Annotated in this window: 8 protein-coding genes and 1 pseudogene; 4 read left to right on the forward strand and 5 right to left on the reverse strand. The window is 40.8% G+C overall.

The window, feature by feature from the left end:
• Positions 1-88: 88 nt before the first annotated feature.
• The gene (locus H5164_RS10445; protein ID WP_182755973.1) at positions 89-1,606 is read left to right on the forward strand and encodes an efflux RND transporter periplasmic adaptor subunit; all 1,518 of its coding nucleotides are present in this window, start codon (positions 89-91) and stop codon (positions 1,604-1,606) included.
• 12 nt (positions 1,607-1,618) lie between these two features.
• On the forward strand, positions 1,619-4,753 hold the full coding sequence (locus tag H5164_RS10450; protein WP_182755975.1) for an efflux RND transporter permease subunit: 3,135 nt from the start codon (positions 1,619-1,621) through the stop codon (positions 4,751-4,753).
• Positions 4,754-5,460: 707 nt separating this feature from the next.
• Here the strand turns inward: H5164_RS10450 and H5164_RS10455 are convergent.
• On the reverse strand, positions 5,461-6,273 hold the full coding sequence (locus H5164_RS10455; protein ID WP_182755978.1) for a hypothetical protein: 813 nt from the start codon (positions 6,271-6,273) through the stop codon (positions 5,461-5,463).
• A gap of 421 nt (positions 6,274-6,694) precedes the next feature.
• Between H5164_RS10455 and H5164_RS10460 the strand changes: the two are divergent.
• Positions 6,695-6,883: pseudogene (locus tag H5164_RS10460) on the forward strand (IS110 family transposase); the annotation flags it as partial.
• 26 nt (positions 6,884-6,909) lie between these two features.
• Here the strand turns inward: H5164_RS10460 and H5164_RS10465 are convergent.
• From H5164_RS10465 to H5164_RS10475, 3 genes are all read right to left on the reverse strand, one after another.
• Positions 6,910-7,215, reverse strand: a complete 306-nt coding sequence (locus H5164_RS10465; RefSeq protein ID WP_182755980.1) for a hypothetical protein — start codon at positions 7,213-7,215, stop codon at positions 6,910-6,912.
• 511 nt (positions 7,216-7,726) lie between these two features.
• Positions 7,727-8,266 (reverse strand): hypothetical protein, encoded by a 540-nt coding sequence (locus H5164_RS10470; protein WP_182755981.1) that lies wholly within the window; start codon positions 8,264-8,266, stop codon positions 7,727-7,729.
• A gap of 557 nt (positions 8,267-8,823) precedes the next feature.
• Positions 8,824-10,365, reverse strand: a complete 1,542-nt coding sequence (locus H5164_RS10475) for an RNA-directed DNA polymerase (protein ID WP_220492686.1) — start codon at positions 10,363-10,365, stop codon at positions 8,824-8,826.
• A gap of 867 nt (positions 10,366-11,232) precedes the next feature.
• Here H5164_RS10475 and H5164_RS10480 point away from each other — a divergent pair.
• Positions 11,233-11,571, forward strand: a complete 339-nt coding sequence (locus H5164_RS10480; protein ID WP_124018459.1) for a cytosolic protein — start codon at positions 11,233-11,235, stop codon at positions 11,569-11,571.
• Positions 11,572-12,404: 833 nt separating this feature from the next.
• Here the strand turns inward: H5164_RS10480 and H5164_RS10485 are convergent.
• Positions 12,405-12,677 carry a hypothetical protein gene (locus H5164_RS10485; RefSeq protein WP_182755984.1) on the reverse strand — a complete coding sequence of 91 codons (273 nt, stop codon included), beginning with the start codon at positions 12,675-12,677 and terminating at the stop codon, positions 12,405-12,407.
• Between the last annotated feature and the right edge of the window lie 67 nt (positions 12,678-12,744).

Raw genomic sequence — 12,744 nt, forward strand, 5'->3', positions numbered from 1 at the left:
TGTGCATTGCGTACGTTCAATATAATTGTTTTTAGTGTTTCTCATCATGACGATCGTCAGTATCGTCATGATGAATATCGAGGTTGTTATGAAGAAATTACCACTTTCTAGTGTGCTACTAGGCGCGTTTGTTGGGGTAATAATCCCTATTACTATGACATCACCTGTCGTTTATGGCGCAGAGCACGATCATGCCCAGCATCAGGTACAAGCTGGTAAAACCTATACTTGCCCGATGCACCCTGAAGTGATCAGTGATAAAGAGGGAACCTGTCCCATTTGTAATATGTTTCTCGTCGTCAAAGAGGAGGAAGAAGAAGAATCCACAGTTGACGACACTCAAGCGCCAATGGCAAACATGCAAAGTGCTGCTTCTGTAGAAAAAAGCCAAGCAGATAAGGTGTTTAGTCAACCTGAACCCGCATTAGTCGCTAAATTAATGCCGACAGCCAATCAGAGCGATAGCACCAATGTAAAATATGTCTGTCCTATGCATCCACATGTGATATCCGATGCACCTGGAACTTGCCCTATCTGTGGTATGAACCTTGAAAAAGTGACCGTAACAGACCCAAGCCAAGAAATTGTGGTCGGTGTATCTGGCGGCATGCAGCAGGCATTAGGCATGCGAAGTCATGTCGTTGAAAGAACGAGCTTATCTCGCCAAGTTAACACCATAGGCACAGTAGAATATAACCAGAATGCAATTGGCCATGTGCATACACGCGCAACCGGATGGATAGAAACGCTAACGGTAAATAACGTGGGACAACAAATAAAAAAGGGCCAACTTTTATATGAGCTGTACTCGCCAGAACTGGTCACTGCCCAAGACGACTATTCCCAAGCACAAGACTACCTTAAACAAGATACAAAACGGGGCAGTAGTTTATTACGCAAAGCACGCAAACGCTTAGAACTACTCGGTGTTGATAGCTCTGTAATCAAGCACTTAGAAAAAACCGGTGAAACCATTTTTAAAGTACCTTTTTATGCTCCGCAAGATGGCTTTATCAGTAAGTTAACCGTTCGCGATGGTATGTACATTCAGCCAGGTGATACCTTGTTTGAAATCGTTAATTTAGACAGCGTATGGGTGATTGCAGATGTGTTTGAAAACGAACAAAATTGGTTACAACAAGGTCGTAAAGTCACTGTGAGTGCCGCGGCGCAAGGACTGTTTGATATCGACTCAACCATTGACTACATCTACCCCGAATTAGACCCAGTCACACGCGCAATGCGAGTGCGGATCAAACTGAATAATCATCACGACAAGCTTAGACCCGGTAGCTTAGTGGATGTGACCTTATATGGTTTGCCTAAAAATAACGTGCTCACTGTACCAACTGAAGCGCTGATTCTTACCGGACGTGAAAACCGTATTGTGGTGCAGCGCAGTGATACCAGCTTTGCTTCGGTGCCAGTCAAAATTGGTATGATGGCAGACGGTAGAGCCGAAATTTTAGAGGGACTGAATGAACATGACAAAGTGGTTATTTCAGGGCAGTTCTTATTGGACTCAGAAGCCAGTATTCAAGGCAGTTTACAGCGTTTAAGTAATGCGCCAATAAATGCCACTGCGACAGATGCTCACCAGCACTAAAGGAGCACAACAATGTTAGCAAAAATTATCAGTGCTTCAATAAAACAACGCGTTATGGTGTTGGTACTCACGGCCGTTATCGCCTTAGTGGGTTATCAAGCGATGCGCATGACACCACTCGATGCGCTTCCCGACTTATCCGATGTGCAAGTTATTGTTAAAACGTCATACCCAGGCCAAGCACCGCAATTGGTTGAAGATCAAATTACCTATCCATTGTCATCGGCCATGCTTGCCGTGCCCGGAGCTAAAACGGTGCGTGGATTTTCAATGTTTGGCGATTCATTTGTGTACGTCATTTTTGAAGACGGCACCGACATTTATTGGGCACGTTCACGGGTATTAGAATACTTGTCTCAAACCCAAGATCAACTGCCTGCCGGCGTTACGCCAAGCATTGGGCCAGATGCTTCTGGTGTAGGTTGGATTTTTCAATACGCCTTAGTCGATCGCAACGGACAATATGATTTAGCTCAATTACGTTCATTACAAGATTGGTTTTTAAAGCTTGAATTACAAAGTGTTGCAGGAGTATCTGAAGTTGCTACCGTCGGTGGTATGGAACAAACTTACCAAGTGGTCGTCGACCCGCATAAGCTAGCTTTGTATCAAATCGACTTAATGACCATTAAAAATGCCTTAGATAATTCCAATAGTTCGACTGGCGGCTCGGTGATTGAAATGGCCGAAGCAGAATATATGATCACCTCAAGTGGTTATCGCCAGACCATTGCTGACTTTGCTGAAATTCCCTTAGGTATTTTGTCCGAAACCGGCACGCCGGTATTAATGAAAGATGTCGCGCAATTAAGAACCGGCCCGGCAGCGCGCCGTGGTATTGCAGAACTTGATGGTAAAGGCGAAGTCGTCGGCGGCATTGTCGTAATGCGCTATGGTGAAAATGCCCTTGAAACCATTAATAATGTGAAGAAAAAACTCGAGCAAATCAGTAATGGACTACCTGATGGTGTCGAGTTAGTCACCACTTATGACCGCTCAGACTTAATCTTGCGCTCAGTCGATAACCTTACCCATAAAGTGCTTGAAGAAATGCTCGTAGTTGGGCTTATTTGCCTACTATTTTTACTGCATGCCCGCTCAACCTTAGTGGCAATTATCACCTTACCTATTTCAATTTTAGTCAGCTTTATCGCCATGAATATTATTGGAGTCAATGCCAACATTATGAGCTTAGGCGGTATTGCCATTGCTATTGGTGCTGTGGTTGATGCCTCTATTGTGATGGTCGAAAATACTCATAAACATTTAGAGCATTATCGTCAAAAACACGGTAAGGCTCCTGAGGGAGAAGATCACTGGCAACTGGTAAAAGAAGCCTCAATTGAGGTCGGCCCAGCACTGTTCTTCAGCTTATTGATCATTACATTAAGCTTTACTCCAGTCTTTGCCCTTGAAGCGCAAGAAGGACGTTTATTCCATCCACTGGCCTTTACTAAAACCTTTGCCATGGCCGCATCTGCAATCTTAGCAATCACCTTAATTCCGGTATTAATGGGCTATTTTGTCCGCGGAAAAATCCCTGATGAGCGTAAAAACCCTATTAGTCGGGTATTGATTGCTATCTATCAGCCATTACTTAAATGGGTACTGAACTTCCCTAAAATCACCATTGGATTGGCGATTATTGTGCTATTCAGTGCTTACTACCCATTAAGCCAGATGGGATCAGAATTTATGCCCACCTTGGAAGAAGGTGATCTGCTCTATATGCCAACCACATTGCCCAGTGTCAGCGCGGGTAAAGCGGCAGAAATATTGCAGCAAACTGACCGACTAATAAAAACCGTTCCCGAAGTTAAACGGGTATTTGGCAAAGTGGGCCGCGCCATTACCGCAACGGATCCTGCACCGCTCACCATGCTCGAAACCACTATTATGCTCAAACCCACAGCAGAATGGCGTGATGGCGTAACCTTAGAAAGCATTATTGCAGAACTGCAAAAAACCGTGCGTATTCCAGGGATGACCAATGCTTGGGTGCAACCGATTAAAACTCGTATCGATATGTTATCTACTGGGGTGAGAACACCTGTTGGCATAAAGATATCGGGGTCGAATGTCGAAGAACTGCAACGTATTGGCGCTGAAATAGAAGCGGTAGTAAACCAATTACCTGGCACAGTGTCAGCATTTTCACAGCGCAGTAGCGGTGGGCGATATATTGATATTACCCCAGATCTTAAAAATGCTGCACGCTATGGCATGACCTTAAAAGATATCCAAGATGTAGTGCAAATGGCTATTGGTGGCATGACCATTGGTGAGTCAATTCAAGGCCAAGAACGCTATCCCATCAACATACGTTACCCGCGAGAGTTACGAGATAATATCGAGAAACTCAAAAACTTACCTGTGCTGACTAAAACAGGGAAATACTTACCCTTAAGCTATTTAGCTGATCTCAAAATCAGTGATGGTGCCCCCATGTTAGCCAGTGAAAATGGCCGCCTGATCTCATGGGTGTTTGTCGATCTCAAAGACATTTCTATTGGTGAATATATCGTTGCGGCTGAAAAGGCACTTAAGCAACAAATTACTCTGCCTCCGCGCTACAACTATAGCTTTGCGGGGCAATACGAGTACATGCAGCGGGTTGATGCTAAGATGAAAATGGTGATCCCATTAATGATTGCGGTGATTTTTATGCTGCTAATGATGACATTTAATTCGGTCATACAAGCATCGGTGATCATGCTAAGTTTGCCTTTTTCATTGGTAGGTAGTGCATGGCTACTTTATGGGCTGGATTTTAACTTTTCCGTTGCGGTATCGGTCGGTATGATTGCCCTCGCTGGGGTTGCCGCCGAGTTTGGCGTAGTAATGCAGGTATACCTTAATAATAGTATTAAGGCCTATAAACAAGCCGGCAACTACCACAGTAGAGCGGATTTAACTGCCGCCTTAGTTGAGGGTGCCGTAATGCGAATTCGCCCTAAAGCCATGACAGTCGCCACCATATTTTTTGGTTTACTGCCAATTATGTGGGGTAGCGGTACTGGCAATGAAGTCATGCAAAAAATTGCCGCACCTATGGTCGGCGGTATGATGACTGCGCCGCTATTATCGCTATTTGTTATCCCCGCAATTTACTTACTGATATATGGTCGCAAGTTGCCTAAGCAATAGCGGAAACGTTAACGCCAAGTAGATATAGACTACAAATATTTACAGCAGAAATATTTACAGCAGAAATATTTACGAAAAACAACAATCCCCAAGTCATCTTATGACTTGGGGATTGTTGTATAAGCCTTGCTTTGGTGAAGTTAAATTCGGCTTAATCGATTATTAACTCAGACAACGACGATGTAAATTAGGCAGGTTTAGGCTTTAACGTAACCGGTTGAGGCCTTTTTTACCTTAGAGTAAAAGGTGTCTATGGATTTAGTTGAGCAGCACAAAGTCCTCAAGTTCAGAGTTTACTTATCCATTTCTACGCCAAGAAAACTAACTTATTTGTGGCCCATTATTGGCTGGTAGTTAAACTTTCGTCCGAATAATGCCCAACCTATTTCATATCTACTAGTTTGTTTTAAATCGTTAATTCAATGTTATTAATTACCTGCCGCAGGCTTTAGTGCAGATAATCCAGTGAGACGCCGCAAGCACATCCTTGTGGGCTCAACCAAAACATCCGTGTTTTGGATACTCCCTAGCTTATCTACACCTGAATTTTATCTCTTCGATTCAACTTCATTGATGGCTATGGAAAAGTGCTATACAAGAACATGAGTTAACTCATTTCTGGACATTTCTGAGTTATGATTTGGATTGATTTAGCGGTATCTCGGATTACCAAAAGTATGGCACATCTAGCCCCCCAGCTTTCGGAATTAATCTTCTTCACTAAGCTGTTTATATTTCCGCTTGGCATTTCTTACCTGTAGATCATCAACCAACTTATCAAATGGAATGTCAAAAGCGACATTCGCAAAAGCGGCAATGGCTTGGCTCGATAATTCAAAATCATCAGGTATTTTAAAGTAGCAATAGTCTCCATCATTTTCTTTAGAAAACTGCACAGTTCTTAATATTGCCCTGATTTGATCTGCGCTAGATGGGCGCTCGGTTCTAGTGAGAATCAGATCTAGTTCTGAACTCGTCTCAATTAAGGCATTTTGAGCATCAATCCCCAGTTGAGTGACTATTTGACTAATCGATGGGTAATATCTTAGGTCATACGGGCCAATAGTATTTCTCAATGATTCTTTTAAATAACTTTCAAACATGTAATTTGATTGTCCTGCATCTTCTATAAGTTTGAATAGAGCATAGTGAGTGTTGCTTGTAAATGAAGTACTTTCATGTAATTGAGTTCTCTTATCCAGTTGTTCGGCTAGTTCAAATGCAAGCTTGTAAATTTTGTCATTAATCGCTTTCAACTCTTTTGGGGCAGTTCTGACTTCCTCGACTTCACTCTTATTTCCGAATGCCACTGCGTCAATTACAAGGCCAATGAAACGATTCATTTGAGGAATTGTTAGGGTTTGATACATCACCTTTACATGTGGCTCAAGTTCTGAATACCGTTCTATAAATCTCTTAATTACCGCATAGTCAGAACGATGCCTTTTCCCCTCGGCGGCCTCCTTTAGCAGCCCCCCTAAATACTCAAATGCGTTAAGCTCTGTAAATTCAACCATCATACTATTCTCCGATCTTGTTAACTGGTGCTTTGCAAAGCTAATCGATCCCGAACCTAAAGTACCAATCTGAGTTAAATATTTTTTTAGCGAACTGAGATTGGAAATCTCAATCTGAATCGCCACCGTTACTCAGGCCACTAAAAAATACTACATCAACGAATCGAATTGATCTCTACACTATATGCGGAAATTGGTGAGATGATCTGATCCAGTAATACTGGACACTCTGTATCATTACTAAAAATGGTTCTATCAAATTTTGGGGCAAAATCTGGTTAACCCGAAGCCAACGCAAACAGGCTGGTTTTGGCGTGTGATTAACTCTACCCCAGACTGATTAACTAGCTCAATTCTGGACAGAAGTGCTTTAGAGCTTCGGATTGAGTGCAATGACATAAAGTTTACGCTGCTCCCCACTAAATTCATGGCCATGATGTCAGCAATATAATCGAACCCCGTTTTCAAAGGGACTTATCGGCGATTAGTAGCCGCAGGAAAACCTAAGAAAGTGGCTATTATTGCCAGTATCAGGAAGATGGTTGTAATCTTAAATTCGATATTAAGGGATGGTGTTTTATGGGATGTGCCAAAGGATAAAATTATCTATTAACGCCATAGTCTCTTGTTATACGTACATTACTGTATATATGCCATTATAAATTGTAGGAGAATTATGCCCCCCATTATGTACATAATTAATTTTCTAGCTTTTACAAACTTTACAACTTTAGCATCAGAAACAGTAGAGAAAAAACCAGTCTTAAGTGACTCTGATAAATTAGCGCTTGTCACTGACCATTTAGAACCCTCCATAGAGTTTTCGGATAATTTTTCCCACTCTTCTGAATAAGCCGAAGATAAATATTTACACATATCTTTGAATAGCTTGATTTGAATAAAAAGAAGTAAAATAATAATGCTTAACGGAATAAAACTTTCCATGTGCCGAAATCTCCTGTACGTATAATGCTTTGCTAAGGGACAATTAACAATTGGCTATACTTACGCGAAGCGCCAAGCCAACTGTTAATTGTCCCAGTGAGTTTACGAACGAACTTGAGCAACTTGTTATAAGCCTTTTTTAGAACCGTGTATAAACAGTAAAAGTTTTGGGGCATATCCCGTGATTGTTACACGACCAGATATATAGCCCATTAAAAAAGTAATTGCCGTAATACCCCAAATGAAATGATCATACGGCTCTGTATAAGCAATAAAGATTATTATTGGGACTAGCAAAAGTGACAACACAAAAATAAAGCCTGATAGCAATCTGAATGGAGTTCTAACTTTTGCTAATTGTTCCCTCGATATACTCATACTTTCCTTGGCTTATCACGCCCAAAGCACGCGCCAAATACCGGAGCTTTGCTTTTGTGCGAGTATCTCTCTGCACAAAAGCGAAGTGGAGAGTATTTGATCGCAGTGACTTTGCTTGTCATATGCGGTTTTATCACTTGATATGATGCCAGATTAAAAATCTACCGCATGGAGATTTGCTTGAAACTACTTGATATTTACCCTTAATTTCAAAGTTGTAATCCCACCGACCAACTTCGAAACTGTATTCCTTTTTCTCAATTATTGTAGGCAATCGATCTATGACGCCTTCCTTAATAAGTTGAATGCAAAAACCCTCATTAGCCTCGCCCGCCTCGACAATTCGCTCTACTTTTGCGAGGTCAGCGATCATGTCGGCACAATCTTCTTTACTCGAACCTTTAAAATACTTCAATTCGATTACAATAGCTTTACCAGCGTCAGTGATATGGAGGTCAACACAGCTTTTTCGATTTTTTGTTGAACTTCCTCGCTGAGCATATGATTGATAGTCATTTTTCAATGTGTGCTCGAAACGAATTATTGCGCTGGGTAATTCTTTATATAGCTCGCCAAATAGTACCGATTGAAAGTCTACCTCCCGATCAACAGGATATCCTTCCTTAATTCTTATTAGCGATCTATTTAGAGCATTTAATACTTCATTCTTCATTAAATAACACCTCAGGTTGCAGCTACAGATGGAAGCACATAACGCAGCCAACAGCGGCCGAGCGTAGCGAGGTCCAGCCAGATTTGCTAGCGATGCTACTTGGCCTTGTTAAGCATTGAACCTCGCTACGATAGATTTACATTCTGACAAAGAAACATCCTTTGCCCACTTAATAGATTGCTGTATTTCTGGCTCGTGCCGTTCGAGGGCATCTTTAGGCCAATATTGCCTTGATGTACCAATCGGTAAATGATCGATTTCTGAGGCGATGCCAGAAAATCTTTATCATCTTTGGACAGGCCGACCTCAAACCTTAGTGAAGACAGTTCAATTGCACTCTCTAGAGAGTGAATAGTGCCATCAATCATTCCACTTGCAACTTCAACGTCACGCTTACGTTTCGTTTCGTTTCGATATATTCTTCGTGGCTCATTTTCATAGGGTGCTTAACGCCGCATTAAGCGACAAAAATAGTGGGTTAAAATGTGTAGCAGAAAGGAACATAACCAACTGTTTTTTTAACGCTTAAACTCCTTGTTGGCAACCTACACACAGAACTATGAGTACTCTTCGTCTTCTGCATGAAATTCAATATCATAAGGAAACAGTACCACTTCATCCTCCGATATTTCTGCATCACATTTAGCAAGAGTATCTCGATTAATAATTGATGTAGACAAACAATTAGTTTTAAAATTATTATCGGTAATCCAGTCAGACTCCCAAATATTTATACCTTGGACATTAGCTGTGATGTTACATAATGGTTCATTAAACTCAATGTCAGGTTGAATTGAATAAGAAATACGCTGTAGCCAAATATCTAGTACACCAGTTCCAAGAATAGGTTTAAATTTATGTCTAATTTTTTTCAATAACTCTAACTTCTCAGCTGAATTATCAATAAACTTTAGAGCTTTACTCAACACAAGTGCACATGATGCAAAAGTACGTGGGTTATTAATCATTATATCGGTAATTATGCTGACTATTACCCTAGGGTTTTCTTTCAAAGTTTTCTTTGTTTCAAGTTTTTTGCTTAGTTTAGCCAGCTGTTTTGAAAGTTGGCCTGAATTAGGGTACTTTCTAGAAAACATAACTAATTTTAACAATGACTTTTGAATAGTTGTTTCAGATTGATTTTTATTAAAAAGGGAAAGTGCTTCAAGCTTATCGTCTTTAATAGAGTTAAGTACAACGTCTTCACTTGAACTCGTTTTTGATGCATTAAGTTGCAATCCAAGATCCTGAAGGGTGAGCGTAATTTGCCTTGCAATTGCTTCATTATCTTCTTTAGAGTTTGTGAAAACCCGATAATCATCACGATACCTAATTATGTAATAATCTTCGACACCTAAAAAATTTAACTTTTTTGTTAACTCACTGTCTGCATAACCCAGTACTATTTCAGCAATGAAATCCATCAAAACAGAACCTTGCGGGATGCCATTAGTTTGTCCATTTTGCATATGCTGAATAGTTTTATCGATGGAAACACCAATTAAGCTAATTTTACTTCTGTTATTGGGGATTTTTGCTGTTTCTTTTGTATGGATTGCCCATGAAACTGAGTGCGTATAAATTGAAGGATAAAAGTTCGCTATATCCGTATGGAATATATATTTAAAGTCCAATGATTTTTCAATTGATAGTTGCTCAACATCATTCCACCACCCCATAACAGATTCGGCTGTATCTGATGGCGATTTTTCGCCAGCTTTACGAGGTATGCTAGCGATACATATTTTTTCATTACTATTGAAATATTCGAATCTGTCTTTAATCAAATTCCAGTTTTCATCTTCTGTGATTTTCGATACCAGATGAACATATAAAGCAGGATGAATTAGCTGAAATGGTCGCCACGCATAATGACCATCTTTGTTAGTTTGTAAGATATAGTTAACATTATCAAAATCTGATGCCTTTTTTAACCCTATATCATTTAATCCATTTTGTTTTGCATCTAATCCAACTTTTGTTGCCAGCAAAATTGGTGAAAAATCAAAATATGGTGGCAGAGGGAAATTACAATAGCTCTCATGTTTTAAAAGGAACTCAGAAGCCTCTTCAGCTGTCATGTTTATTATTAGTTTCATATATTCCTCAGCGTAAAAGGTAATTCGATTACAAGGGGTTGCTAACGAGCCTGTAGAATTACTCGCTTTAAAATTTATTTTGATTAATGCACCAACAATATCTGATTTCCTATTTTGATTCAATTATTTAGTGGCTTCTAGATTATTACTTTAAATACAGATCTGTTGGGGTTTTTAGGGCATTTCGAGGCGGATTAGGAGCGCTTTTTGGGTAAAAAGTGTCTATAAGTCTCAGGCCTTACCAGTTCATTAAATTAACAATAAATGGTCTTAGCTACAGAGGTATTATGATCTTTTTATTAAAGAGAAATGATGATCCATAAATGTAATAGAACGTTATTCCTAACTTAGAAAGAAGCAAGACCAAGTTAGTTTTCTTGACTTGGAAATGGACCGGTTCAACTCTGAACTTGAGGCCGTTGAAGACTCTTTATAAAAGAATGCGTGAGCCTGACAGGACGCCAGGCTAGCTTTCGCGGTACAGGATGTACCATCGGAAGCGTTAGCATTTTCACTCCTGATTACAAGATGGGCCGAAGCCGGTTTCAAATGAAGTTAAAAGCTTGTTTAATCCCCATGGCGACCTTTTCGCAGCTGTTGTTTTGTAAATAGCGAAAATGTTGCGGGGGCGGCTGGGAGTTCCAAGAGGGAATAGCCGTTGATTTCCTCTTGGTCTGGTGTGGGCGAAGCGCCACGACGTTTGTGGCCACAGGTCATAGCCTAACCAACGTTGGGGCAAAGACGTGTTTCAAGGTGGCCTAGTGAATGACCGTAAATTGCACAGAATTGCACAGAATTACTAAATCTCTACTAAGTTCTACCCCTAATAATGTTAAAATCTCCGCATCAGAATTACCGAGAAACTCAATGTTTATCCATCATGTTAACGGCATCGACTGGCTAGTGATCACAGCTTTTGAAGAACTGAAAACTATGTTTATCGAAGAAGCCGGTACGATACCCTCTTGCTTCTCTACCGCCAGCGAATTGAACCTAGTTGATCAAGCAAAGCGAACTTATAGATATTTGCCTACTCTCAGCGGCGTAATCACCGATATCGGCACATATCAAAGACAGGGTAACGAAGAAGATTTGGACCCACAGCTTGCCTGCTTAGTTGAGGGGCGTGGTCGGGTATTTATCTATCACGGCGGCTTTGTAGCTTTTGTGGATGACGAGCAAACCTTTATTACCCGAATAGACTGAAAATTATTCAGTAAGTTGAAATCGGCGAATTGGCATCCCTAGCAAGGAATGGGGCAAAACCTGTTAAGTTTTTTAACTTAACATTTGTACCAAATGAAGCTAAATCGAAGAGATAGAATGACCCAGTGTAGATGCGACTGAGGGTATCGAAAACAGGGACGTTTTCGTTAAGCGGCCATGGATGGCGCAAAGCGTCCCGAATCAGTATCTGCACATAATCCCACTGCAGGTGATTGACTACAATGAAGGTAAAAGCTTCAAACTCATTTAACCAACACCCACTCAGCTAAACACGACTCACCAAACATAAAAAATGCCAAACCTTTATTAGCAGGCCTAAAACTTTGGGGGCAAAACCAGGTTAGTTTTTAACTTACCATTCGTACCAAATGAAGCTAAATCGAAGAGATAGAATGACCCAGTGAAGATGCGACTGAGGGTATCGAAAACAGGGATTTTTTCGTTAAGCGGCCATGGATGGCGCAAAGCGTCCCGAAGCAGTATCTGCACATAATCCCACTGCAGGTGATTAACTGCATTGAAGGTACAAGCTTCAAACCCATTTAACCAACACCCACTCAGCTAAACACCACTAAACCAAACATAAAAATGCCAAACCTTCATTCGAAGGCCTACAAACTTTGAGGCACAACGAGTTCGTTTCCTTGACTTAGAAATGGACAAAAGTAAGTCAGCACTAAGCCGCTCTATGACATCTTTGTAATCGCGACATTCGCTATCCTGTAGCACACTTGCAGCAGCTAGTGAGTAGCGATTAAATCATGTGATTAATCAAACTTAACCGAACAAAATAAGCTAAGTTAATCAATATCTCACACACGTTGTTGTAATATGAGTTGCTTTTCACGAGCAAGCATTACCATGCGAAACATGCCCCATGCCATAATCACAGCACCTAAAAGCAACATGACATTAACAATGACAGCTTGGTTAGCGAGTATAGGTAAAAAATCTTGGTCAAATCCGGCAACTAAACCGTAAATTCCTAGACCAAACAACAATGCTCCAGGGAAATCAATTAAGGCGACTATCATCATACTGCGATGAATTCTAGCCAACTCAGCTTGGGTGTTATTCTGTGTCATTTGCTCATCCTTGCCTAAATACACTTAATGAGTATCTATTACAGATACCACGATGATGCCCAAAATA

It is taken from the genome of Shewanella sp. SG41-3, assembly GCF_014164545.1.
In the GTDB taxonomy this organism is placed as follows: domain Bacteria; phylum Pseudomonadota; class Gammaproteobacteria; order Enterobacterales; family Shewanellaceae; genus Shewanella; species Shewanella vesiculosa.